Annotated in this window: 23 protein-coding genes; 7 read left to right on the top strand and 16 right to left on the bottom strand. The window is 59.6% G+C overall.

The window, feature by feature from the left end; translation table 11 throughout:
• Positions 1 to 26 precede the first annotated feature (26 nt).
• The 9 genes from AC0V6K_RS11300 to AC0V6K_RS11260 form a co-directional block, all read right to left on the bottom strand.
• Entirely contained in the window at positions 27 to 1,001 is a 975-nt protein-coding gene (locus AC0V6K_RS11300; RefSeq protein ID WP_472622285.1) for an alpha/beta fold hydrolase, read from the bottom strand.
• A complete protein-coding gene (locus AC0V6K_RS11295) occupies positions 1,001 to 1,981 on the bottom strand; it encodes an SO2930 family diheme c-type cytochrome (RefSeq protein WP_472622283.1) in 981 nt (326 codons plus the stop codon). The genes AC0V6K_RS11300 and AC0V6K_RS11295 overlap by 1 nt, the downstream gene beginning before the upstream one ends.
• Positions 1,982 to 2,010: 29 nt before the next feature.
• A complete protein-coding gene (locus AC0V6K_RS11290; protein WP_472622281.1) occupies positions 2,011 to 3,201 on the bottom strand; it encodes a parallel beta-helix domain-containing protein in 1,191 nt (396 codons plus the stop codon).
• Between the two features lie 67 nt (positions 3,202 to 3,268).
• Positions 3,269 to 3,637 (bottom strand): hypothetical protein, encoded by a 369-nt coding sequence (locus tag AC0V6K_RS11285; protein ID WP_472622279.1) that lies wholly within the window; start codon positions 3,635 to 3,637, stop codon positions 3,269 to 3,271.
• An 18-nt stretch (positions 3,638 to 3,655) separates the two neighbouring features.
• Positions 3,656 to 5,107, bottom strand: a complete 1,452-nt coding sequence (locus AC0V6K_RS11280; protein ID WP_472622277.1) for an NAD(P)(+) transhydrogenase (Re/Si-specific) subunit beta — start codon at positions 5,105 to 5,107, stop codon at positions 3,656 to 3,658.
• Between the two features lie 3 nt (positions 5,108 to 5,110).
• Positions 5,111 to 5,392 carry an NAD(P) transhydrogenase subunit alpha part 2 gene (locus AC0V6K_RS11275; RefSeq protein ID WP_472622275.1) on the bottom strand — a complete coding sequence of 94 codons (282 nt, stop codon included), beginning with the start codon at positions 5,390 to 5,392 and terminating at the stop codon, positions 5,111 to 5,113.
• 12 nt (positions 5,393 to 5,404) lie between these two features.
• Positions 5,405 to 5,899: a PDZ domain-containing protein gene (locus AC0V6K_RS11270; protein WP_472622273.1), complete on the bottom strand. Its 495-nt coding sequence runs from the start codon at positions 5,897 to 5,899 to the stop codon at positions 5,405 to 5,407.
• Positions 5,899 to 7,020 (bottom strand): NAD(P) transhydrogenase subunit alpha, encoded by a 1,122-nt coding sequence (locus tag AC0V6K_RS11265; RefSeq protein ID WP_472622271.1) that lies wholly within the window; start codon positions 7,018 to 7,020, stop codon positions 5,899 to 5,901. The genes AC0V6K_RS11270 and AC0V6K_RS11265 overlap by 1 nt, the downstream gene beginning before the upstream one ends.
• A 10-nt stretch (positions 7,021 to 7,030) precedes the next feature.
• A complete protein-coding gene (locus tag AC0V6K_RS11260; protein WP_472622269.1) occupies positions 7,031 to 7,159 on the bottom strand; it encodes a hypothetical protein in 129 nt (42 codons plus the stop codon).
• A gap of 230 nt (positions 7,160 to 7,389) precedes the next feature.
• Here AC0V6K_RS11260 and AC0V6K_RS11255 point away from each other — a divergent pair, with 230 nt between their 5' ends.
• Both AC0V6K_RS11255 and AC0V6K_RS11250 read left to right on the top strand, forming a co-directional pair.
• The gene (locus tag AC0V6K_RS11255) at positions 7,390 to 8,853 is read left to right on the top strand and encodes a sigma-54-dependent transcriptional regulator (protein ID WP_472622267.1); all 1,464 of its coding nucleotides are present in this window, start codon (positions 7,390 to 7,392) and stop codon (positions 8,851 to 8,853) included.
• Between the two features lie 32 nt (positions 8,854 to 8,885).
• Positions 8,886 to 9,653 carry an SDR family NAD(P)-dependent oxidoreductase gene (locus AC0V6K_RS11250; protein ID WP_472622265.1) on the top strand — a complete coding sequence of 256 codons (768 nt, stop codon included), beginning with the start codon at positions 8,886 to 8,888 and terminating at the stop codon, positions 9,651 to 9,653.
• Between the two features lie 4 nt (positions 9,654 to 9,657).
• Here AC0V6K_RS11250 and AC0V6K_RS11245 read toward each other — a convergent pair whose 3' ends face one another.
• The 6 genes from AC0V6K_RS11245 to AC0V6K_RS11220 all read right to left on the bottom strand — a co-directional run bounded on the left by AC0V6K_RS11245 (position 9,658) and on the right by AC0V6K_RS11220 (position 16,199).
• Positions 9,658 to 10,854, bottom strand: a complete 1,197-nt coding sequence (locus tag AC0V6K_RS11245; protein WP_472622263.1) for an alkaline phosphatase D family protein — start codon at positions 10,852 to 10,854, stop codon at positions 9,658 to 9,660.
• A 77-nt stretch (positions 10,855 to 10,931) separates the two neighbouring features.
• Positions 10,932 to 12,047, bottom strand: a complete 1,116-nt coding sequence (gene folP / locus AC0V6K_RS11240) for a dihydropteroate synthase (RefSeq protein ID WP_472622261.1) — start codon at positions 12,045 to 12,047, stop codon at positions 10,932 to 10,934.
• Positions 12,048 to 12,276: 229 nt separating this feature from the next.
• Positions 12,277 to 13,056, bottom strand: coding sequence for an outer membrane protein (locus AC0V6K_RS11235; RefSeq protein WP_472622259.1), 780 nt, complete (start codon positions 13,054 to 13,056; stop codon positions 12,277 to 12,279).
• 181 nt (positions 13,057 to 13,237) lie between these two features.
• On the bottom strand, positions 13,238 to 14,389 hold the full coding sequence (locus AC0V6K_RS11230; RefSeq protein WP_472622257.1) for a site-specific DNA-methyltransferase: 1,152 nt from the start codon (positions 14,387 to 14,389) through the stop codon (positions 13,238 to 13,240).
• 244 nt (positions 14,390 to 14,633) lie between these two features.
• Positions 14,634 to 15,563 (bottom strand): calcium/sodium antiporter, encoded by a 930-nt coding sequence (locus AC0V6K_RS11225; RefSeq protein WP_472622255.1) that lies wholly within the window; start codon positions 15,561 to 15,563, stop codon positions 14,634 to 14,636.
• A 12-nt stretch (positions 15,564 to 15,575) separates the two neighbouring features.
• Complete coding sequence (locus tag AC0V6K_RS11220; protein WP_472626127.1) at positions 15,576 to 16,199, bottom strand: ribonuclease HII; 624 nt, start codon at positions 16,197 to 16,199, stop codon at positions 15,576 to 15,578.
• On the opposite strand from AC0V6K_RS11220, the gene AC0V6K_RS11215 reads away from it, so the two are divergent.
• Genes AC0V6K_RS11215 through AC0V6K_RS11195 form a run of 5 tightly spaced genes read left to right on the top strand, consistent with a single transcriptional unit; the run spans position 16,198 to position 20,334 of the window.
• Complete coding sequence (locus AC0V6K_RS11215) at positions 16,198 to 17,364, top strand: PQQ-dependent sugar dehydrogenase (RefSeq protein ID WP_472622253.1); 1,167 nt, start codon at positions 16,198 to 16,200, stop codon at positions 17,362 to 17,364. The genes AC0V6K_RS11220 and AC0V6K_RS11215 overlap by 2 nt on opposite strands.
• A 42-nt stretch (positions 17,365 to 17,406) precedes the next feature.
• On the top strand, positions 17,407 to 17,943 hold the full coding sequence (locus AC0V6K_RS11210) for a GNAT family N-acetyltransferase (protein WP_472622251.1): 537 nt from the start codon (positions 17,407 to 17,409) through the stop codon (positions 17,941 to 17,943).
• Positions 17,944 to 17,985: 42 nt separating this feature from the next.
• Positions 17,986 to 18,540, top strand: coding sequence for a DUF1285 domain-containing protein (locus tag AC0V6K_RS11205; RefSeq protein ID WP_472622249.1), 555 nt, complete (start codon positions 17,986 to 17,988; stop codon positions 18,538 to 18,540).
• Positions 18,541 to 18,544: 4 nt separating this feature from the next.
• Positions 18,545 to 19,138, top strand: coding sequence for a CoA pyrophosphatase (locus tag AC0V6K_RS11200; protein ID WP_472622247.1), 594 nt, complete (start codon positions 18,545 to 18,547; stop codon positions 19,136 to 19,138).
• Positions 19,139 to 19,155: 17 nt separating this feature from the next.
• Positions 19,156 to 20,334 carry a CCA tRNA nucleotidyltransferase gene (locus AC0V6K_RS11195; protein WP_472622245.1) on the top strand — a complete coding sequence of 393 codons (1,179 nt, stop codon included), beginning with the start codon at positions 19,156 to 19,158 and terminating at the stop codon, positions 20,332 to 20,334.
• Position 20,335: 1 nt separating this feature from the next.
• Here AC0V6K_RS11195 and parC read toward each other — a convergent pair whose 3' ends face one another.
• Positions 20,336 to 22,630, bottom strand: coding sequence for a DNA topoisomerase IV subunit A (gene parC, locus AC0V6K_RS11190; protein WP_472622243.1), 2,295 nt, complete (start codon positions 22,628 to 22,630; stop codon positions 20,336 to 20,338).
• Positions 22,631 to 22,803 lie beyond the last annotated feature (173 nt).

Raw genomic sequence — 22,803 nt, 5'->3', positions numbered from 1 at the left:
GAAAGCCTGCGTCCATAGGCGGACAGTTATTCCTGCGATTCAGTCTCTTGTGTGTCGCTTTCAAGCTTGCCGAGCCATTCTTTGAGGTCAGCAATGGTCGCATCAGGCGCTTCCTCTTGGGGAAGGTGACCGATTTCGGAGTAAACCACGATCTCACTATTGGGCAGCAACGCATCATAGCGCTCGCCAGCTTCGACCGGGATAAGCTTGTCCTCGACACCCCAAAGGATCAGAGCAGGCACAGGGATACCTTTGATATTTTCTTCGTCAAAGCCCACCCAGCTTCGGGAAAAGCGTTCGAGCGTGGCGTCGCGATTGCCGGGATAACGCAGCATCTCCCAATATCGATCGACAGCCTGTTGCGTCACAATATCTTCATTGCTGACGCTTTCGCGCAAGCTCTGCTCCACCAACGAACGCGGTGTGATGTGCTTGATCAGCTGGTTCAGAACCGGCGTGCGCGCAATGGAGAAACCGGTGTTGCCTTCGGACTTCTTCTCAACCCGAAGACCACCTGCATCGACAAGGACGATGCCCATAAGACGCTCCGGATGCTCGATCGCATAGGCAACCGTGTGTCCGCCGCCCATTGAATTTCCGCCGAGAATGAAGCGATCCAGCTTAAGTGCGTCGGCGACTTCACCGATGTCCTCGACAAAGCTGGCAGTCGAATGGTCTCCGGCGGTGTTCGGTCCGGTCAGTCCATGGCCGATCTGATCGAAACGGATCACTCGATACGTATCTTTCAAACGCTCAACCCATGGCTGCCAGGTTTGTAAATCGGCGTTCGAACCATGGAGCAAGATGATCGGAATCCCGTCACGCGGCCCTTCATCACGCAGGTGAACCGTTACCCCTCCGCCAATCTCAATGAATTGCGAGGGTTCTCCGCCATACTTCGCGCGCATTTCGTCTGCGTTGGTATCCGGCGTGCGGAAGACCAAGAACAAAATGACTGCCACGGCAAGCAGCGTGAACCCAATGCGAAGGACCCACTTCATTATTGCGCCATCCCATCAATCCATTTGCGCACTGCCTCGACACCCTCTTCGTCCACTGTGCCGCGGCTCAATTCGGGCATGGCCACGCCCGGTTCGACCGACTTCATACGATACAGCAGGATCGACTTGTCCGGCTCACCCGGCGCAATCGAGACGTTAAAGCCCCCTGCCCCGCGTCCGGCGGCAACCGGCGGCTTGCGAATACCAATGGCGTGCGGATCAACCTGCTCCCAGCGCAGATCAAGTCCGGAGTTCGAAGCGCTCCCGCCGGGTTGATGGCAATGCGCGCAGTTCACATCGAGATAGGCGCGGGCGACCTCATTTGCAGGTGCAGAATTACGCTCGCTCCAGTCGGGTAGAACCCTCTCAACAGCGGCGGCGCCGGATAGGTACCTGTTTTCCATCATCATATTGAGCCAGTCGGTCGACATGTTGCGCACCTTGGGACCGATCGGGATGACTTCGCCGTCTTTGCTGTGACATGTCTTGCACTGGTTCTTGTTTGGGATGCGGTAGCTGATTTCGGTCCCGTCAGGCCGCGTAATCGGCATCCGCCCACCCGCAAGTGCAAGCCTCGCATCAGTTTGCTCGTCGTTCCATTTGTACGGCAGCGCCACCCAACCATCTGCGCGATGGAGAAGCACGCGGGTTTCGATCAGGCGGCGATCATCGCCGTCGCCAAACGCGAAAGTCTTGATGATTGCCGAACCGACAGGAAAGGTCAGCAGTCCCGCATCCGCACCCTCCATGGTTCCGCCGTCGGGCACATAGATAAAGCGCAGCTTATCAGCGCCGTCCGAATAGAGCGCAGTGTTTAGCTCATACGGTACAACACGGTCTGCATTCGTTTGGTTGGGGAGATCAGCGAAGAAGCCAAACTCGCTCAAGCTTCGTGGCATCCCATCCATCACCGCCTGATCGTTGACCAAGACAGGCGAAGTCGCGCCGCCGTGTGAGACCGCGCCGGCCAGGGCAGTCATTGACGCTGCGAGGGCGAACCAAGCGGATCTCACTTGAGACGGTCCTCCATCCCGGCTGGAAGCTCCACGGCTTTATACCGTTTGCTCTCTACGGCGATCACAGGACTGATCATGGTTGGCTTTCCACTGCCGAAGCCCTGACCCACTTCGGTCAGACCCAGCGAGACGACCTTGATTGGATCTTCCACCGCGAGATTCTTGTGCAAGCCATCGGTCAGCACTGGTGGCAGTGCTCCTCCGAATGCGGCAGCCAGTTGCGCGCCACCTGCAAAGTCCGGAGCCGTCCCGCCCTTGCCATAATCATTGCCGCGAATGACCACATCGACCGGACGTGGTTCATAACGATCGTCGTTGTAGTCCTGAGTATAAGCGACAAGCATGATGTGTGACGTCAGATTGTCGGCGAGAATATTGTCGAGAATTTGCACGCCTGTGTTTGCCATCACCATGATGCCGGTGCCGTAGGGGACAGCCGCTACGATGTTGCCTTCCGGCGCAAAATTGTCCGTGTTGTTGCTGGCGACGATATTGTTCGCGACGGTAACGGTGCCCCCACCGACCTTAGGCAGACCGGGCAAATCGAACACAAGGATACCGCCTGTGTTGCGACCAGCGAGATTGTTGGTCACCTCGGCATTGGTCGAGTTTTCAATTTCGATCCCGGCGACGTTCTCGGTGACATAGTTACGGCGCACGATGATGTTTTCGGACTGGCCGACATAGACACCTGCGTCCGATGCACCGCGAATGTAACTGTCTTGCACCAGAATGTTCGACGCTTCGACCGGATAGATGCCGTATGCGCCGTTGCTTGCCTTTGGCCCTCCGGTCCATTCGACGCGGATCGAGTGATAGATGATCTGGTCCGCACCTTTGGATTTGATCCCGTCACCCTTGGCGTTCTCGACACCAAAGTCGCGCAACGTCACGTTGTCGGATGTGATCAGAAGCCCTTCGCCAGAACCCTGTTGGTTTGTGAAGTCGAGGACACTCTTATGCATGCCAGCGCCGCGAACGGTTACCCCGTCCACATCAAGGCTAAGTCCGTCGGTAAGTGCAAAGCGCCCCGCTTCAAGCACGATCGTATCGCCCGGCTCCGCGAGGATCAAAGCCTCTTGCAAGCGCTCCTGTGCGCCCTCGCCCGAAGCAATCGTGTGCGTTTCTGCAAGCGCGGGCAGCGCTGTAGTTAGCGCCAGCGCAGCCAATGTCGTTCTGATCATGAAAATCTCCTCTCCCACGCACATAATTGCGCGAGGTGGGGAGCGTTGGCAAGTCCGCTTTAGAAACCTATTTTTTTCCGAACTGCTTGCCGACCATTTCGATACCGCAGGACGTTGCGGAACCGACCAGAGCCGATACGGCTTCGCTGTCATCGACACGGCGCAAACGTTCGACCGCTTCGGCGCGCGATTGCGGGATACGGCTTTCGCCACCCTGCGGGCCTAGCTTCTCAAGGCTTTGCAACTGAGAGATTGAAAGCTTGTCCGTCAGCTTCCCGGCCATGCATTCTGCCATTGGCGCGGGCATGCCATTGGCCAGCAAGGCGCCTTCAACGCGCTCTTCGGTCACCTGCTCCAATACGCCGCCATCGCGGGTGAAGACCCAAACGCCGACACCAATCAGCGCAATTCCCAAAACAATAGCAAGCATCCGCATCAGACGACCCTTCCTGATTTAATCGAGCGCTTTGACGATCTCCTCGACCATCTTCTTCGCATCGGACAGCAGCATCATCGTCTGGTCCATGTAGAAGACGTCGTTGTCGACACCGGCATAGCCGACGCCGCCCATCGAGCGCTTGATAAAGAACACCTGCTTCGCCTTGTCGACGTCAAACACTGGCATTCCGTAAATGGGTGAGGATTTGTCGGTCTTCGCCGCCGGGTTGACCACGTCGTTCGCGCCGATGATGAAGGCAACGTCAGCCTGTGCGAATTCGGAATTGATGTCTTCGAGTTCGAACACCTCGTCATAAGGCACGTTCGCTTCGGCCAGCAGGACGTTCATATGGCCCGGCATACGTCCCGCCACTGGGTGGATCGCGTACTTCACGTCCACGCCTTTGGCTTTCAGACTGTCGGCCATTTCGCGCAGGATATGCTGCGCTTGCGCCACCGCCATGCCGTAACCCGGGATGATGATGACCTTTTCTGCCTGTTCAAGCATGAAAGCTGCATCGTCCGCACTGCCCTGCTTGTACGGACGTTGTTCGCGCGCTTCGCCGCCACCCGCGGCGCTGTCATCCGCACCAAAGCCACCGGCGATCACGCTAATGAAGCTGCGGTTCATGGCCTTGCACATGATGTAGCTGAGGATTGCGCCTGAGGAGCCAACCAGCGCGCCGGTGATGATCATCGCAGTGTTGCCGAGCGTGAACCCCATCGCCGCTGCAGCCCAGCCAGAATAGGAGTTCAGCATGGAGACGACGACCGGCATGTCCGCGCCGCCAATCGGGATGATCAGAAGGAAGCCGATGGCAAAGGCAGCCACGGTCAGCGCGATGATATAGGGCAGGTTCGCTTCGGCGCCCGGCGTGTGTGCGAACATCGCGGTCAGCACAAGAATAGCCGCCAGCGTTCCGAGATTGATGACGTGTCGCAGCGGCAGGAGGATCGGCGCGCCGCTCATCCGTCCTGAGAGCTTCAGGAAGGCGATAACCGAGCCGGAGAAAGTGATCGCACCAATGCCGATACCCAGCCCCATTTCGACTTTGCTGACCGGCGAGATAACGCCCTCACCAACGAGCAATCCGAATGCGCCGGGATTGAGGTACGCCGCCCAGCCAACCACCACAGCGGCAAGGCCGACCAGCGAGTGAAAGCCCGCGACTAGCTCTGGCATAGAGGTCATCGCAATCTTGCGCGCGATTGTGACGCCGATGATCCCGCCTAGGAAGATGGCGATGCCGATCTCGGCGATGTTGGCGATGTTGTGGGTGACCAACGTAGTGACCACCGCCAACAACATGCCGACCATGCCGTAACGGTTGCCCGCCCGGCTCGTCGCAGGGCTGGAAAGCCCGCGAAGCGCGAGGATAAAGAAAACGCCTGACGCGAGATAGGCCAGCGCGACCCAAGGGTTCACGGCGCCGCCTTCGGCGCCTGCTGCGAAGATGGAGAAAGTCATCTCTTACTTCTCCTTCTTCTTGTACATCGCCAGCATCCGCTCAGTCACGGCAAAACCGCCGAAGATATTGACGCTGGCAAGGACCACACCGAAGAGGCCGAGATATTTGGCCACCGGAGTTGCTGCCTCCGCCGCCGCAATCAGCGCGCCGACAATGATCACCGATGAAATCGCATTGGTCACCGCCATCAAGGGCGTGTGCAAAGCAGGCGTGACAGACCAGACAACGTAATAGCCGACGAAACACGCCAGCACGAAGATCGAGAGGATTGAGATAAAGTCCATAATGTGCCCTGTTTATTCCCCGTCGCCCTTAGGCGGGATCGGCGCCTTGATCAGCGAATAGCGGCCGCGCCCTTCGATATCGAAATCGATCTCGCCATCAATGGCTCCAAGAATCTTGACGGCTTCTTCCGTTTTGAACTGCGTCATGTCGATCCCGTTTACGCGCAGGATGACCATATCCTCTTGCAGACCGGCGCTCTTCGCCGCTGATCCTTCAAGGACGATGTCTATCTTCATGCCATTCGAAACACGGCTGATACCAAACCCGACCACTGGCTTTGATGTATCGAAGGGCTGCGCGACGGGATTTGTGGTCCGCAGCGTCTCCAATAATTTGGGAAACTCCAAATCAGATAGATCGTCCGTCTTTGCCGGTTTTTCCGCCGGTGACGGCTCTGGCTTTTGCCCGTCCTGAGCATATGCGGTCTGACCGGCTCCAGAAATTGCCAGAGCTAAAACTGCACCGACCCATTTCGAGCGCCCATATGGTTCTTTTCGGCTCGGCATCACCCCAAAAGCCTCTCGTTCACAACCTTGCCGTCCTTCGTCAGGCGGATTGCATCGCCGATTTCTTCGTCGAGTTCGGGTTTGCCCGCTTCCTTGTCCCAGAAGGCGCTGAGGAAGTTGTAATGGTTACGCGCGAACAGTGCCGAGGCGTCGGCGGCGAGATGCGCTGGCGTGTTGGCATAGCCGATGATCTTTACACCGTGCTTCTCAACCACCGTGTCCGGCTCTGAGCCTTCAACATTGCCGCCTTGGGCGACAGCGAGGTCGAAGATCACACTGCCCGGCTTCATCGTCGCAATCTGCGCGTCGGTTATCAGCACCGGAGCCGCGCGTCCGGGGATCAATGCGGTGGTGATGACGATATCCTGTTTGGCGATGTGTTCGCTGACCAGCTTGGCCTGAGCCGCTTTGTACTCGTCGCTCATCTCTGTGGCGTAGCCGCCTGAGCCTTCGCCTTCGATGCCTTCGACTTCTTCGACGAAGATTGCCTTCGCCCCAAGGCTCTCGATCTGCTCTTTGGTGGCCGAGCGCACATCGGTGGCGGAGACCTGCGCGCCGAGGCGACGTGCGGTTGCAATCGCCTGCAAACCAGCAACACCGACACCCATGACGAAGCATTTGGCCGCGTTCACAGTGCCCGCTGCCGTCATCATCATCGGGAAGGCGCGGCCATACGTGTCTGCGGCTGCCAAAACCGCCTTGTATCCGGAAAGGTTCGATTGGCTCGAAAGCACATCCATACTTTGCGCGCGGGTGATGCGCGGCATGAATTCCATCGAAAGCGCTTCAAAACCTGCCTTGGCGTAGGCCTCGACCCGGTCTTTCTGCATGAATGGATCGAACAGAGCGCCGACCCATGCACCTGCATTGGCACCTTTGAGATGCTTCACGTCGGGCGCTTGAATGCCCAAAATGATATCGGCACCCTTTACGGTCGCCGCCGCTTTTCCGACGCTCGCCCCTGCTTCCGCAAAGGCAGCATCGGTGATCGAAGCCGTGACCCCTGCCCCCTCTTCAACCGCGACATCATTACCCAAGGCAATGAATTTCTTTACCGTTTCGGGTGTCGCGGCAACCCGCGTTTCCCCCGGGCTGCGCTCTTTTAGGATGGCAATTTTCACGGAGTTTTTCTTATCCTGCTGGTGCGATCAGCATGACGACGAAGAAGGTAATGATTGCGATCAGAGGCACCGCCCATTTGAGCGCCCCCATGAAAGAACCATAAGTCTTGCGTGCATCATCCATATCGTGCGTGCTCATGTCGGTTTGATCCCTCGTGTGTGTCCAACGGTGAATGCGGCAAAAGGTTGCCGAGAAGTGAATACAAAAGCTCGTATCGGACGAAAGTGCGATGCTCAAGCCCGCTGTGTCCCACCACTGCCGGAAAGTCCAACAGCCTTAATCTGGTCTTTACACGTTCGCCGTAAAGATGCGGCTCGTCTCGCTGTGGGACGGAATGAACCGGACGGATTGGGGACACGAACACGCCTATGTCCAACATGGATACGCGCCTTGAAGTACAGCCCCCCGCGCAGGAAGATGCGCGGCTTGTGATGCTGATCGATGATGAGCCTGCGCAGAGCCGGCTGATCTCGGCGATTGCTGCGCGTGATGGCTGGCGGACGATTGTCGCAAGCGATGCCGAAAGCGCGATTGCCATCCTTGGCACGCGCGAGGGTATGCAGCTTTCCGCAATTCTGCTCGATCAATGGGTTCCGGGTGACGATGCCTGTGCGCTCATCGCGGAGCTTAAAGAGCGCCGCCCTGCCCTACCTATTCTGATGCTCACTACCAGCGCCTCTCCGCTGCTCGCTGTCGAAGCGATGCGTGCAGGTGCAAGCGACTATCTGGTCAAACCGATTTCTCCCGATCGCCTGATGGAGGCGCTGCGCAGCGTCACCACCCGTGAATCTCCGCGCGAAGAACTCGCCCCGCTGACCGAGAAAATGTCCGCAGATCTCGATTTCGATGCGATGATCGGCACGGCTCCCAAATTCCGCACTGCTCTGGCGCAAGCTGCCAAAGCAGCGCGCGGGCACGGTCATACCTTGATTGAAGGCGAAAGCGGCACCGGCAAAGAAATGCTGATGCGCGCGATGCACGCCGCATCGCCGCGTTCGAAGCTGCCGCTGCGCATCGTGAACATCAGCAGCGTCCCGCACAATTCAATTGAGTCGGTGCTGTTCGGGCATGAGCCCAACGCATTCCCCGGCGCTTTTGACCGTCAGGTCGGCGCGTTCCAGCATTGCGATGGTGGCACGCTTGTCCTCGATGAAGTCGATCGCCTGCCCAAACCGATTCAGGAACGTCTGAACGAGGCTCTGGAAACGGGTATTGTCCGCCCGGTCGGCGCGACGCATGGCTTCCGCGTCGATGTCCGCTTGCTTACGGCGAGCAACATTCCGCTTTCACAGCTTGTTGCGGGCCGGCACTTTGACAAAGCGCTCGCCGACAAACTGGCCTCAACGCGCATTGCTCTGCCTCCGTTGAAAGAGCGCACGGGCGATATCCCTGCACTCACGCGTCACTTCCTTGGACGGATCGGTGAACAGCCCGGCCTGCGGCACCTCTCGGTTTCGGATGGAGCGCTCGCGCTGCTCGCTGCATATGACTGGCCGGGCAATGTCCGTCAGCTGCAATCGGTCCTTTTCCGCGCGGCTGTCTATTGCGAAGGCAACACGCTGACGGACGAGAGTTTCCCGCAGCTTTCCGAAATGCTGGGAGCGCAAGAGACAGGTGGGCAAAGCGCTTCCTCGCTGCACGAAGGCGTGGGCGTGATGCTCTACACCGAAGACGGCAATCTGCGCCCGCTTGAAGACATCGAGGCCGATGTCATCCGCCTTGCCATTGGCCACTATCGCGGCCGCATGACCGAGGTCGCGCGCCGCTTGGGCATTGGTCGTTCAACGCTTTATCGCAAGCTTAGCGATCTCGGCATCGACAACGCGGCTTGAATGCCTGCCCTTGAGCGCCTAGCGCTAAGGGCATGACAAACCTCTCGGATTTTTCAGGGCGCTCCGCGCTTGTTACAGGCGCTGCATCGGGCATCGGTGCGGCTTGTGCGACGGCTTTGGCTGCGCGCGGAGCGACTAAACTTTTCCTTGTCGATGTCGACGAGGCTGGCATGGCCGCCTTGGACCTTGGCGACGCCAAAGTCATTTGCGTCGTGGGTAGCGTTGCTGACGAGGCTTTGTGGGACGATCTGACCCCGCAAATGGCCGGCCTTGACCACGCCATCGTCAACGCTGGCATCGGCGGTTGGGGCCCGATTGCGGACCTAGAGATGGCCGATTGGCGCCGCGTGATGAACGTCAATCTTGATGGCGCATTCCTCACCTTGCGCGCTTGCCTGCGAGCCATCCGTGACGGCGGCAAAGGCGGCAGCGCGGTCATAACTGCTTCAACCACCGGCGTTAAGCCCGTGCCCGGCATCGGCCCCTATGGCATCGCCAAAGCGGCGGTTGCACACATGGCCCGCGTTGCAGCTGCGGAGAATGCGGCCAACAACATCCGCGTCAACGCCATTGCCCCGGGCGGGGTCGACACCGCCATCTGGGAAGGCGGTGAGGACTTCAACAAATCGGTCGAAGCCATCGGACGCGAGGCAACGATCAAGAACATGGCGAAGACCACGCCGTCAGGCCGCTTTGCCACCTCCGAAGAGATCGCCAGCGACATCCTTTACATGCTTTCGGACGCAGGATCGAACATCACCGGACACGTGCTCGTGTCCGATGGCGGGTTTACGCTTTAAGCGATCACCACTTCTCTGTCCGGGTCACACGCTCAGCGCCGGTATCGGCGTCGCGCATGCTCATAGTGAAGGTGCGCTTCTTCCAGTCGATCTCGACCAGGCCGAAATTCACTTCCGAAATGAAGTCGGTAAGGCGCTTGGGATCGGGTTCACGCGCCGTGTTTCGCTCGGTTGAGCTGAACGAGTAGTTGAGCGACGAGCTGGTCAGCTCCCACACACGCTCACCTTTCATTTCAGGGCGAACATCGCTGTAAATGCCGCCCGCATGGCGATCGCCTGAAAGCATCACCAGACCACTTTCCTCACGGCCAGCCAACAGGTCATAGAGCTTCGCGCGCTCATGCGGCAGCGCTTCCCAGCTTTCATAGTCGTGCGCGTCTGTGATCACCTGGATCGAAGAAACAAGGATGCGCAGATCGGCCGGTTTCGCGAGTTCTTGCTCGAGCCATTTCCACTGTGCCTTGCCCAGCATGGTCTTCGACATGTCGTCAGATGGTTTGTACGGACCAAGCGGCGGGCGCGACATTGTGTAGTCCATCGTATCAAGATCAGACCGGAAAAAACGGGTGTCGAGCATGATCACCTGCGTGACCTTGCCATCGCTGCCAAAGGTGCGGCTTTCATAGATGCCAGGGCGCGATTTCACCTCTTCTGACGAGGCCCAGAAAGTCTCATAGATCGTCTCGGCCCACCGACGATGGACGAAATTCGCGCCGCCATCATTGAATCCGTAATCGTGATCATCCCACGTGATCATCATCGGTACTTGTTTACGGAACGCGGCGAGTTCAGGTGTCTTGGCTTGCACACCATAAGCTTCGCGCAAGGTCGTCAGCGCAGCGTCGCCGTCCCAGCCCTGATCACCGTAATTGTTGTCTCCGATAAACAAGAACAGATCGGGATTGGTCTGTGCGATCTGCGACCAAAAGCCTTGCGGGCGCAGCTGGTGGTTACAGCTCCCAAATGCGATACGGGTGATGACGGTATCGGGTGCCAGCGAGACGTTAGCGGGCGCGACGGGCAGATCGACGCGGGTCTTCAGCTTCGCATAGTACGGCGCGAGCAAATCCTCGGCATACAAGGGCACATGGCCATCATTGTGGTGCGCATGATGTTTCTTTTCCTCTCCGTGATCGTCGGCCAGCACAGGCGATGCAGCGAGGCCAATTGCGGTGGCGGTGAGGAGGACGAGACGGCGCATGGGCGAATCCTTGATTGATTGGGTTTGAGACCTTGTGGCCCGTCTGCATGACGATTGCGCGACGGGCAAGTGGCGGTTCAAAGCGGAGGCAATCCCGCAAAGTCGGTCAGCGCCGCATCGCGCATGCCCCGCCAAACATTGCGCGCCTGTACAGTTTCCGCGACGTCGTGGACGCGCAGCATATGCACGCCCGCTTCCATCCCCTTGAACGCCAGAGCGATTGAGCCAGCCAGCCTCTGATGCGCGCCCTCTTCCTTGCTCATAGCTCCGATCATCCGCTTGCGGCTTACGCCGAGCAAGACGGGCGAGCCGAGCGCATGGAACAGCGGCAAAGCGTGGATCAGCGCAAGGTTGTCGGCGAGCGACTTGCCAAAGCCGATACCGGGATCGAGCATGATGCGGTTTTCCGCGATCCCCGCCGCCACCGCATCGGCGCGCGCCTTTTTGAGCATGTCGAACACTTCGCTCACCACATCGGCGTACTTGCCGCCCTCATGCAGATTGTCGCCCGTTCCCGGCGCATGCATCAGGCAGACCGGGCATGCGGCGTTCGCCACCAGCTGCGGCATACGCTCGTCATAGCGCATGGCAGAGACGTCATTCGCCATATGCGCACCCGCTGCCAAAGCGGCCTCAAGCACGCCAGCGCGGCGGGTATCGACGCTGATCGCGGCGCCCATTTCCTTGCAGTACTCGACTGCCGGCAGGACGCGGTCCTTCTCATCTCCCTCCCATGTGGCCGCACCGCCCGGACGCGTGCTTTCACCGCCAATGTCGATGATCGCCGCGCCCGCTTCGACCATCTGCGCCGCATGGGCTGCGCCAGCGTCTGGCCGTTCAAGGAACTCGCCACCATCGCTGAAGCTGTCGGGCGTGACGTTGAGCACACCCATCACCTGCGGCTGATCAAGGCGAATGGTGCGCTCACCCAGTTGCAGCGGTTCGTGCTGCTTCTGAAGGTTGGTCCATTGTTGCTGCGCTTCCTCGGCCTGCGCGGTGTCGAGACTGGTCAGCGCCGCCTCAAACCCACGCGCGCCGAAGAGCAGGCGCTGCGTGACCGCACCGTCCTCTTTGACCACCAGCGCAAAGCGGCTGGCATAGGCCAACGTCCCCGCAAGCCGGATCGCATCGCCTTCCACGCTCTGCGGACTGTTCACGAGGCTGATCGGGTGGAGGTAGACAGTCGCGCTCATCGTTCAGCTTTCCAGCTTGAAGCCTGACAGCTGAGACACTTGATACACTGTCCTAGGATTGGAATCATTTGCACTTGAGGTCGGCTTGTCATGCGGAGGGCTTAGCGGGCGGGAGGCGAGTAGGATAGGATGAGGGGTGCGGTTATCGTCATCCCCGCCCATCTAAGAAGGGGTCGGACCTCTCAGCCCGACCCCGCATTGCTCGCACTATCAGTCTAAGTGCTTTGGTTTAGCCACCAAAGCCGACGCGAACGCCAACCGAAATCAGCGATTGCTGGCTCTCCACGCCCAAGGTCGCGGGCAGCAACGTCAGCGGAATGTCAGCATCTTCGGTTGTATCGCGATATGTGTACTGACCAAACACCTCGAAGTTATCGGACAATTCGTAGCTTGCGCCTGCCATCAACTGATAAGCAAAGACACCGTCGCTATCTTCACCAACGACAACGCCTGATGGCTGATAGTCTGTATCGACCCACTGAAAGCCAGCGCCGGCACCGACATACGGTTTAAACCCGCTGCCTGTGTTGATGTCGTAAAAGACATTTCCGAAAAGACCGAAGTTAGAGACGCTTCCCTGACCGTCGGCGACAAGCTCACCCACAGTTGGGTTGATCGGATCGGGGGTTCCACGCGTCAGTACTGCGGCATCGACGCCGTCAATGACTGCGCCGCCCACGGTTACACCGCTATGTGATTTCACACCATACTGTGAGTAGGCGGCTTCTAATTCGAGGCGAAAGCCATTGTTAAAGGCGTAGCCGAGGTGGCCGTTGATCGCATAACCTGTGTCGAAATCGGTGTTCCATGACAGGTCTGTGCCAGCGGGGATCGACCCAAAATCAGGTGTTGCGGCCACGTCAGCGTCGAATTCTCCGGTGTTCTCGCTATCGCTGGGGAGTGCGATACCGCCGCTAACGCCAGCATAGGGGCCATCAGCGGCCGCCGGGGTTGCGACCAAAGCCGCCAGAGCAGCGGATGCGAATGAGATTGTTTTGAAGTGTTTCATGAGTTTCCTCTTCTCTTGAAACCACGCGCTAAATTAGGGGTATGCACGCGGCCCAGAGAACTACGCAAAACCAACCTGAACGGTTGTGAACGCAGGCGACCAACCGTGTAAAATCACGGATGTTTCAGAGGAATTTCGATGAAGCGCCCTTCAAGCGGGATAGCTGCTTTAGCGGGTTGGACTAGCCGTCTTCATTCGCCAGCAGATAGTTCTGCCGCGCGTGGTCGACCGGCTTTACCTCCCCATCAACTTCGTAGTGCCAGAAGGTCCAGCCGTTGCAGCTGGGGGCTTCTTGCAGGTCTTTGCCAAGGCCGTGGATGCTGCCCGTTTTGCCTTGGAACTCCAGCGAGCCATCGGCGCGTACGTTGGCGATCCAGCGGCGCTTCTTGTCGAACACCTTGGTGCCCGGCGGGATGAGTGCGTTCTCGACCAGCGTCCCGAAGGCAACGCGCGGTGCGGCCTTCTTGCTCTGCATGGTGGCAAGCGCGCTTTCATCGAGCGGCAGTTCTTTCTCGATCCGTTTGTACGCCGCGTCGCGATAGGTGTCCTCGCGTTCGCAGCCGATCCATTCGCGGCCCAGACGTTTGGCAACAGCGCCGGTGGTGCCGGTGCCAAAGAACGGGTCGAGCACGACGTCGCCCTTCTCGGTCGTTGCCAGCAGAACGCGGTACAGCAATGCCTCAGGCTTCTGGGTCGGGTGAACCTTGGTGCCGTTCTCTTTCAGGCGCTCTCCGCCCGAACAGATCGGCAGCACCCAATCAGAACGCATCTGAAGTTCGTCGTTTAACGTCTTCATTGCACGGTAATTAAAGTGATAGCGCGCCTTTTCGCCCTGGCTCGCCCAGATCATCGTTTCATGCGCATTGGTGAAGCGCGTGCCTTTGAAGTTCGGCATCGGATTGGTCTTGCGCCAGATGATATCGTTGAGGATCCAAAAGCCCAGATCCTGCAAGATCGCGCCGCAGCGGAAGATGTTGTGATAGCTGCCAATCACCCACAGCGATCCGTCGGGCTTGAGAACGCGTCTCGCTTCTGTCAGCCAAGCCTTTGTAAACTCGTCATAGACGCGGAAGCTGTCGAACTGGTCCCAGTGATCAGTCACGGCATCGACTTCGCTGCCGTCAGGGCGGTTGAGATCACCGCCGAGTTGCAGGTTGTAAGGCGGATCAGCAAAAATGCAGTCGACCGAATTGTCAGGCAGTGAACGCATCGCCTCGATGCAGTCACCGTCCAGAATCTGGCCGAGCGGTAGGCTTTCTTTGGGCGCAATTTTTGGCGCTTTGACGCGCGCTTTTGCTTTTGGTTTTGTTGTGTCAATCACGCCCACGGGCATTCCCCAGTCTTTTGATCGGCCGATAGGACAGCCAAAGTTATCCACAGGGTGAGTCCAAGCGGACTCCGCGTCAAGCGAAGATTCTGAAGGGGTATGGTTAACAGGTGGTAAACCGCACAATTGCTGGAGCGGAACGAAAGGTGACCCCACTAGATATTGAGTCCGCGCTTAACGCGAAGACTCGATATCAAGGGGTGTGGCGCGAAAGACTCAGCCACCCTGCCGCTTTGAATAATTCTTGCGATCAGGCGAGGACGAAGACCACATTCGCTGCAAAAGCGGCGAGCAGCAGTGCGCCCAGCCCTCTGCCGATTTTGTTCGCGAACCATAGCAGCGCGAGCAGCAAGACAGCGCTCGCCGTCAACAGAGCCATCTGCAATCCGGCAAGTTCAGAAGGCAAGGCAGAAGGCGCGATGCTCATGGTCGCGCCGCCGATCAACAAGATGTTGTAGATGTTCGACCCAACGACGTTGCCGATCGCCAACCCTGATTTGCCGCGCAGGGCCGCAGCGATGGATGCGGCAAGCTCGGGCAGAGATGTACCCACAGCGACAACCGTCAGGCCGATCACTGTCTCGGGCACGCTGAAGATCCGCGCCAGATCAATCGCGCCAGTAACCAGCGCCTGACCCGCGACAACAAGGATCGCGAGGCCAGCGACGAAAAATCCGGTCGCCACCCAAGCGTTGTCCGGGCCTTCTTCTTTCTCTTCCTCGGCTTCAACCACGGCGCCGCCGGGGTGCATGTAGCGCCAGACGATGTACCCGATGATCCCGCCAAGCAGCGCGACACCGATCCACCGTGCGCCCAATTGCGATACCACCAGTGCCCACAGAACCAGCGTCGCGCCGAGAGCAAAAACCGCATCTCTTCGCCCGCTGCCCGAGAGCATGATTGGGGTGACAAGCGCCGACACGCCGAGGATCAGAAGAGTGTTCGCAAGGTTAGATCCGACGATGTTGCCCCACGCAATCTCGGGCGAACCGCGCATCGCCGCTTCAACGCTGGCGACCATTTCGGGCATGGACGTCGCAAACCCGACAATCACAAGGCCCGTGAAGAGCGTCGAGACGCCCAATTTGAAGGCAATCCCCACCGCCCCGCGCACGAGCAATTCGCCACCAATGGCAAGGCCGACAAGGCCGGCGAGGCTGAGAAGTAGAGCAGTTACCATGGGGAGCCTATCTCAAAGCAAAGAGGCTTGCGCAACCGGCGCGAAGCTGCGGCGGTGGAGCGGGGTTGGACCATGCACACGCAACGCCTCCATATGCTCGGCGGTTCCATACCCCTTATTGCGTTCCCAGCCGAAATGCGGATGCTCCTGCGCCGCTGCGATCATCAAGCGATCACGCCATTCCTTGGCGATGATCGACGCTGCGCTGATCGCCGGTTCGATGCCATCTCCGCCGACAATCGCCCGTGCAGCCCATTGCCATTCGTTGCAGCGACCATGCGGGGTCATGTTTCCGTCAATCAACACTTCGTGCGGAGCCGCGCCCAATTGATCGCATAATTGGCCGACACACCGCGTCATCGCGGTCATGGTAGCCATAAAGATGTTGAGCCGGTCGATCTCTTCCGGTTCCACCACCGCTACTGCCCAGCCACAGCTTTCGCGGATCTTTTCGTCGAGCACCGCGCGCCGTTTGGCCGTTAAACGCTTGGAATCATCCAGCCCCGCAGGTATCTCTTGGCCCAGAACAACCGCAGCGGCCACAACCGGCCCAGCCAGCGGCCCACGGCCAGCCTCATCCACCCCGATGACGAGGTTTTCGGCACCGAATGGAAGATTAGGAGTTAGTCCGGACATGAAGAACATCGCCAAAGCATCGCTCACACTGTCCCTCTCCTCCCTCGCGCTCGCAAGCTGCGCAAAGTCGGATTCTGGGGATACCGCCCAGCCGCCCGTGACCACCGATGGCGACGATTACGTCGTGACCTCCCTGGGCAAGTTTGACCGCCCTTGGGCGATCGAGTTCATCCCGGGCACCAACACGCTCGCGATCACCGAAAAGGCGGGTGTACTGAAGCTGATGAAGACCAATTCCGGCCAAGTGACCGTCGTTCGCGGCACGCCGGAAGTGGCTTTTGGTGGTCAGGGCGGCCTTGGTGACATTGCATTTCTCGACTCAGAAGAAGGGCAGGCCCCGCGCACGATCTTCCTCAGCTATGCCGAAGCTTCGGACGATGGACAGACCTTCGGCGCGGCAGTCGGCAAAGGCACGCTGACTTGCGAGGAAGAAGCAGACTCTTGCCAGATCGCCGATTTCAAGGTCATCTGGCGCCAAGCGCCCAAGGTGACCGGCAAAGGCCATTACTCGCACCGCCTGCTGATCTCGGATGATGAGAAGTATCTGTATGTCGCCAGCGGCGATCGACAGAAGCAGACCCCGGCTCAGGATACCACCAACACGATGGGAACCATCGTGCGCCTCAACCTCGATGGCACGCCAGCCGCTGGCAATCCCATGGCGGACAAAGGCGGCGTGACGCGTGAGATCTGGTCTTACGGACATCGCAACATCCTTGGCATGGATTGGGACGCGCAAGGGCGCCTGTGGGAAGTCGAGCACGGTCCCGCAGGCGGCGATGAGCTGAACCTCGTGAAGCGCGGAGCCAATTATGGCTGGCCCACCCGTTCGGACGGCGACAATTACAGCGGCGTCGACATTCCCGATCACACTCCCGATGACGGCTTTTCAAAACCAGCACTTGGCTGGACCCCCGTTATCGCACCGGGCGACATGATCTTTTACTCGGGCAAGATGTTCCGCGGTTGGAAAGGTGATGCGTTCATCGCTGGCCTGAAATCCAAAGCGCTGGTGCGCGTCGCAATCGATGGTGAAAGCGCCAGCGAAACTGCGCGGTACGAGATTGCCGGTCGCCTTCGTTCGGTCGAAGAAGGCCCTGATGGCGCGATCTGGGTCGCTGAAGATGGCGAAGGCGGCCGGGTGCTTCGCATTTCTGCGCAATAAGTTTTGGTGGGCATCACGCGCGAAAATCATTAACGGCGCGCCATGTCTTCCAGCACAGCATCCCTGATTCCGCTTTCGGCGGTGCCAACCGAGATGGTCGAGCAGGTGCTCGACCGCGCTTTCGGGCCGGACCGCCATGCGCGCACCGCCTATCGCATTCGCGCGGGGATGGAACCGCTCGACGCGCTCAGCTTCGCCGCCGTCGACGAAGACGAGATGCTGGTCGGCACGATCCAGTGCTGGCCCGTCGCTTTGATTGACCCTGAGGGAAGACCAGTGCCGCTGGTGATGGTGGGACCGGTAGCGGTGGTTCCCGAAAGACAGAGCGAGGGTTTTGGTCTCGGGCTCATGGCAGCCATGCTCGACGCGGAGGCGAACCTTGCAAAACAGGGCATGCCACCCCTCGCCCAGGTACTGATTGGCGATGTCGAATATTATGGGCGCTGGGGCTTTTCAGCGGCAGCGACGGGCGGATGGCGTTGCCCTGGCCCGTATGAACCCGATCGCCTGCTCGCACGAGGCGACGCACTGTCCGCTATGCCCGCAGAAGGCATGCTGGGGCCGTGGGGTATGGAATAGGCTTGGCAGGAACGCGGTGGGGTGCCATCGCATTATGCAAGCATGCCCTACGAACCACCTCCCTATCTCGCCGAACTGACCCTCGCCGAAATTGCCGAGCAAGTCGCTGCACGGAAATTGCCACCGGTTGAAGGCTGGGACCCGCAGAAAATCGGCGAAAGCGACATGCGCATCGCCGCCGATGGGAAGTGGTTTCACGAAGGCGGGCTCATCAGCCGCCCCGCTATGGTGCGCGCATTCTCAGGCCTGCTGACCCGCGACGATGCCGGACAGCACTGGCTGGTCAGCCCGTTCGAGAAACTCAGCATCGAAGTTGCCGATGCCGCCTTTATCGCGGTCGATTGCGTGCAGCGTGATGGCGAGATCGCCTTCCGCCTCAACACCGATGAGTTGGTGGTCGCCGGACCGGAAAACGCTCTGCGCGTGGCGGGCGATCCGGAGACGCCAGCGATCTATCTCCATGTCAGGCGGGGCTGCGAGGCGCGGCTCAATCGCTCGACTTACGCCCAGCTTGCCGAGATTGCGATGGAGACCAGCGGCGATGACTGGTTGGTGACCAGTCAGGGCGCGATCTTCTATCTGATTGCAGCCGGATAAGACCATGTCTGCGCTGTTCGATCGGCTATCTGCTCTGGCGGAAGAAGGGCACCGCAAGGACATTCCCGATCTGCTGACCGATGCAAATTTCGCTCGTGGGCGGGCAACGCCCGCAGCGGTGCTCATAGCGGTCACCGACCGACCTGAGCCGGGCGTCATCCTGACGCAGCGTCCGCGCGACATGCGCGATCATCCCGGGCAAGTCGCCTTTCCCGGTGGCAAGATCGATCCGGGCGAAGACGCCATCACCGCCGCGTTGCGCGAGGCGGAAGAAGAGCTAGCCATGCCGCGCGATTCAGTGCGCGTTATCGGCGAAACGGACCGGTACCACACCGGCACCGGCTTTGACGTGACCCCCGTGCTCGCCGTGGTGGAGCCTGATCTACCTCTGGTGCCCAGCCCCAGCGAGGTTGAAGCATGGTTTGAGCCGCCGCTCGCAATGCTGCTCGATCCAGCTAGTTGGGACACCAACGAAGTGTTCTGGCGCGGTGCCAATCGTCGCTATCTCGAAATGGACTACGAAGGCTTCCGCATCTGGGGTGTGACCGCCGCGATCCTCGCAAACCTTGCACGCCGGATTGATTTCAAGGCGCTGTAGACACATAGGGAGCGGCAATGTCTGACACCCTGCCTCTTGCCCCATGGACCCAGAGCCAAGGATTGGCCGCGCTGACCGCTGCCCTTGGCGCGGAGAACATGCGCTGGGTTGGCGGTGCAGTGCGCGATACATTGCTGGGTGTCGACGTCGCCGATGTTGATTGCGCGACGCTGCTGACGCCTGACGTCGTGATCGACCGCTGCAAGCAAGCGGGCATTCGCACAGTGCCGACTGGGATCGACCACGGCACCGTCACTGCTGTGCTGGACGATGGCACAGTGGAGATCACCACGCTTCGCAAGGATGTCAGCACCGATGGCAGGCGCGCGACCGTCGCCTTTGCCAGCGAGTGGCGTGATGATGCGGCGCGACGCGACTTCACGATGAACGCGCTTTACGCCCACCCGCAAACGCTCGAAATCAGCGACTATTTTGGCGGCTTGGCGGACCTTGAAGCGCGAAGCGTCCGCTTCATTGGCGATGCCCGTCAACGCATTCGCGAAGACCACCTGCGCATCTTGAGATATTACCGTTTTCAGGCGCGGTTCGGGGCCGAACTGGATGACGAAGCCGAAGAAGCCTGCGCCGAACTCGCCAGCACGCTGAAGGGCTTGAGCCGCGAGCGGATTGCAGATGAAGTGCTCAAGCTGCTTGCCCTGCCCAACCCACACGCGACCGTGGCCCGGATGTTCGAGCGCGGCGTGCTGCCCGTGATTCTCCCCGAGGCATGCAAGGCCCATGTTGCCGCCTTGGAACGCTTAATTGCAGCCGAGGCAGAGCAGAGTTTTACGCTAGAGCCATTGCGCCGCCTCGCCGCCCTGCTGCCCCCCTCACCCGAGGTGGCTGAGACCGTCGCCGCCCGCTTGCGCCTGTCGAAAGCGCAACGCGCGCGGCTCACTTGTGCGGCGGAGCGTCAGGCCGGCGATGCGACTGATGCCCAAGCGCTCGCCTATCGCCACACGCCCGCATTCGCCGCTGACCGCCTGTTGTTGGCGGGAGCGGATGCGCGGGTGATTGCCGATTGGACACCACCGATCCTCCCGCTCAAAGGCGGCGAGATTGTCGAACGCGGCCTTGCCACCGGCCCCGGCGTCGCCCGGCTGTTGCAAACGGTAGAGGCGCGCTGGATCGCCGAAGGCTTCCCTGACCGTGATCGGGTGCTGGAACTGCTCAACGAAGTTGCGGCGCAGGCCTAAGCTAGAACTTGTTGTCCTTCGGGAAGCCCTGCGGCGGCATGCGGCCTGCGGCTCCTCGCGCGACTTTCCACATATGGATGTCGTCGGCGGTGCGAGTACGGCCACTGTCTCCGCCCATCGCCCAGCTTAGACCATCAGCCAGAACGAAGGTGGTCGCATCGCTCAGGCCGCCATCGCGGTAGCGTTGCAGCATCACACCCTGCCCTTTGGCCATCACCGGCATCTCTTCAAGGTTGAAGACCACCAGCTTGCGGTTGTCCCCCACGGCAGCGACATGATCGTGGCCTTCGGGCACTTCGCGGATCACCCGCAATTGTGCATCGCCCTTCAGGTTCACGACCTGCTTGCCCTTCTTGGTCTCGGCTAGCAGCTCGCCCGTCTCAGCGATAAAGCCTTTGCCGATACTACTGGCGAGCAGCAGACGACCGCCCGGCTTGTGGACCAGCATCTCGGCAATCGAAGTATCAGCTTCCAAGTCGATCATTGTCCGGACCGGCTCACCAAAACCGCGCGCGCCGGGCAGTTTATCGCAGCCTAGCGTGTAGAAGCGTCCGTTCTCCGCCGCGATCAGCAGCTTATCAGTGGTCTGTGCATGGAGGATGAAGGCAAGACCATCGCCTTCTTTGTATTTGAACTCCTGCGCCAGATCGACATGACCTGACGCGGCGCGGATCCAGCCCTTTTGCGAGAGGATCACGGTGACCGGTGCTTTCTCGATCATCGCGTCCATCGAGAATTCGACCGTAGCTTCGGCCTCTTCGATTTTGGTGCGCCGCGCGCCGATGGCTGTGTCTTCGGCGTAATCCTTGCGAAGCGTACGCAGGTCTTTCTTCAACCGCGTCCGCTGGCGCGCCGGGCTGTCGAGCAGCTTGTTGAGCTCGTCCTGCTCGGCCAGAAGATCGTCGCGCTCTTGCTTGAGCTCCATCTCCTCCAGCTTGCGCAGGCTGCGCAAACGCATGTTGAGGATTGCTTCGGCCTGACGGTCGGTGAGCTTGAACTCCTCCATCATCACCGCCTTCGGATCATCCTCGTAACGGATGATCTCGATCACGCGGTCGAGATTGAGGAAGGCGATGATGTAGCCGTCGACCAGTTCCAGCCGCTTGGCGATCTGCTCCAGCCGGAAACGGGTGCGGCGTTGCAGAATGTCGATCTGCGCCGCGGTCCAGTTTTGCAGCAGCTCTTTCAGCCCCATCACCATCGGCGTGCGGGTGGCGTCCAGAACGTTCATGTTGAGCCCGAAACGGGTCTCCAAATCGGTCAGCTTAAAGATGCTTTCTTTGAGCAGATCAGGATCGACGTTGCGCGACTTCGGCACCAGCACGATACGGATCTGCTCGTCACTTTCGTCGCGCACATCATCAAGGATCGGCAGCTTCTTGTCGGCAATCGCCTGCGCGATCTGTTCGATCAGCTTGCCCTTGGCGACCTGATACGGGATTTCGGAAATGACCAGCTGCCATTGGCCACCGCCCAGCCGCTCGATCCCGGCTTCGACATCGTCTTTCTTGTCGGACTCGGGCGCATGGAATACGCCGCGCAGGCGGAAAGAGCCTCGCCCGGTGCGATAGGCTTCGGAGATCACCTCTGCGCTGTCGATCACCTGACCGCCGGTGGCAAAGTCCGGCCCTTTCATCAGCTCCATCAAACGCTCGTGCTCGACATGCGGATTGTCGATCAGCTCGAGCGTCGCATCGATCACCTCGGCGGCGTTGTGTGACGGGATGTTGGTCGCCATCCCAACTGCAATCCCGCTCGCGCCATTGGCCAGCAGATTGGGGAACAGGCCCGGCATCAGCTCGGGTTCCTGCTCCTCTCCATTATAGGTCGGGATAAAATCGACCGTGCCCGCGTCCAGCCCGTCCATCAGCTGGATCGCGGTCTTGGTCAGGCGCGCTTCGGTGTAGCGATAGGCGGCGGCGTTATCGCCATCGATATTGCCGAAATTCCCTTGCCCCTCGACCAGAGGATAACGCAGCGAGAAATCCTGCGCGAGGCGGACCATCGCGTCATAAGCGGCGGTGTCGCCATGCGGGTGATACTTACCGATCACCTCACCCACCACGCGCGCGGATTTCTTGAACGTGCTGGTGGGCGACAGACCCAGCTGACGCATGGTCCACAGTAAGCGGCGGTGAACAGGTTTTAGACCATCGCGCAGGTCAGGCAGCGAGCGCGCCGTGATGGTCGAAAGTGCATAGACAAGATACCGCTCGGACAAAGCCGCATCGAACGGCGCGTCTACGATGGCATCAAAGGGATCAGAATCGTCAGGTGTGGTCGTGGTTTCGGACATGTATTCCGCTTAGCAAGCGGCGCGGGGTGCGGGGAGAGGCGTTTCCACAGGAATGGGTAGCGCGGATGTCCGAGATTGGAGGTTGAGAGCAGACCTGTCTGCATTTGGGCGTGCATTCCCAAATGCCGCCGGAGACTTGCGTCTCTGAGCATTATAAAGCAGAACAGTGGTAG

The organism is Erythrobacter sp. S43 (assembly GCF_057364955.1).
Note: the sequence above shows the minus strand (reverse complement) of the source record. Positions and strands in the feature narration are given on the sequence as shown.

Excerpts from the sequence above, each read along its gene's own strand:
- AC0V6K_RS11300 (WP_472622285.1), bottom strand. The coding sequence starts at position 1,001 with ATGAAGTGGGTCCTTCGCATTGGGTTCACGCTGCTTGCCGTGGCAGTC.
- AC0V6K_RS11295 (WP_472622283.1), bottom strand. The coding sequence starts at position 1,981 with ATGACTGCCCTGGCCGGCGCGGTCTCACACGGCGGCGCGACTTCGCCT.
- AC0V6K_RS11290 (WP_472622281.1), bottom strand. The coding sequence starts at position 3,201 with ATGATCAGAACGACATTGGCTGCGCTGGCGCTAACTACAGCGCTGCCC.
- AC0V6K_RS11285 (WP_472622279.1), bottom strand. The coding sequence starts at position 3,637 with ATGCGGATGCTTGCTATTGTTTTGGGAATTGCGCTGATTGGTGTCGGC.
- AC0V6K_RS11280 (WP_472622277.1), bottom strand. The coding sequence starts at position 5,107 with ATGACTTTCTCCATCTTCGCAGCAGGCGCCGAAGGCGGCGCCGTGAAC.
- AC0V6K_RS11275 (WP_472622275.1), bottom strand. The coding sequence starts at position 5,392 with ATGGACTTTATCTCAATCCTCTCGATCTTCGTGCTGGCGTGTTTCGTC.
- AC0V6K_RS11270 (WP_472622273.1), bottom strand. The coding sequence starts at position 5,899 with ATGCCGAGCCGAAAAGAACCATATGGGCGCTCGAAATGGGTCGGTGCA.
- AC0V6K_RS11260 (WP_472622269.1), bottom strand. The coding sequence starts at position 7,159 with ATGAGCACGCACGATATGGATGATGCACGCAAGACTTATGGTTCTTTC.
- AC0V6K_RS11255 (WP_472622267.1), top strand. The coding sequence starts at position 7,390 with ATGTCCAACATGGATACGCGCCTTGAAGTACAGCCCCCCGCGCAGGAA.
- AC0V6K_RS11250 (WP_472622265.1), top strand. The coding sequence starts at position 8,886 with ATGACAAACCTCTCGGATTTTTCAGGGCGCTCCGCGCTTGTTACAGGC.
- AC0V6K_RS11245 (WP_472622263.1), bottom strand. The coding sequence starts at position 10,854 with ATGCGCCGTCTCGTCCTCCTCACCGCCACCGCAATTGGCCTCGCTGCA.
- folP (WP_472622261.1), bottom strand. The coding sequence starts at position 12,047 with ATGAGCGCGACTGTCTACCTCCACCCGATCAGCCTCGTGAACAGTCCG.
- AC0V6K_RS11235 (WP_472622259.1), bottom strand. The coding sequence starts at position 13,056 with ATGAAACACTTCAAAACAATCTCATTCGCATCCGCTGCTCTGGCGGCT.
- AC0V6K_RS11230 (WP_472622257.1), bottom strand. The coding sequence starts at position 14,389 with ATGCCCGTGGGCGTGATTGACACAACAAAACCAAAAGCAAAAGCGCGC.
- AC0V6K_RS11225 (WP_472622255.1), bottom strand. The coding sequence starts at position 15,563 with ATGGTAACTGCTCTACTTCTCAGCCTCGCCGGCCTTGTCGGCCTTGCC.
- AC0V6K_RS11215 (WP_472622253.1), top strand. The coding sequence starts at position 16,198 with ATGAAGAACATCGCCAAAGCATCGCTCACACTGTCCCTCTCCTCCCTC.
- AC0V6K_RS11220 (WP_472626127.1), bottom strand. The coding sequence starts at position 16,199 with ATGTCCGGACTAACTCCTAATCTTCCATTCGGTGCCGAAAACCTCGTC.
- AC0V6K_RS11210 (WP_472622251.1), top strand. The coding sequence starts at position 17,407 with ATGTCTTCCAGCACAGCATCCCTGATTCCGCTTTCGGCGGTGCCAACC.
- AC0V6K_RS11205 (WP_472622249.1), top strand. The coding sequence starts at position 17,986 with ATGCCCTACGAACCACCTCCCTATCTCGCCGAACTGACCCTCGCCGAA.
- AC0V6K_RS11200 (WP_472622247.1), top strand. The coding sequence starts at position 18,545 with ATGTCTGCGCTGTTCGATCGGCTATCTGCTCTGGCGGAAGAAGGGCAC.
- AC0V6K_RS11195 (WP_472622245.1), top strand. The coding sequence starts at position 19,156 with ATGTCTGACACCCTGCCTCTTGCCCCATGGACCCAGAGCCAAGGATTG.
- parC (WP_472622243.1), bottom strand. The coding sequence starts at position 22,630 with ATGTCCGAAACCACGACCACACCTGACGATTCTGATCCCTTTGATGCC.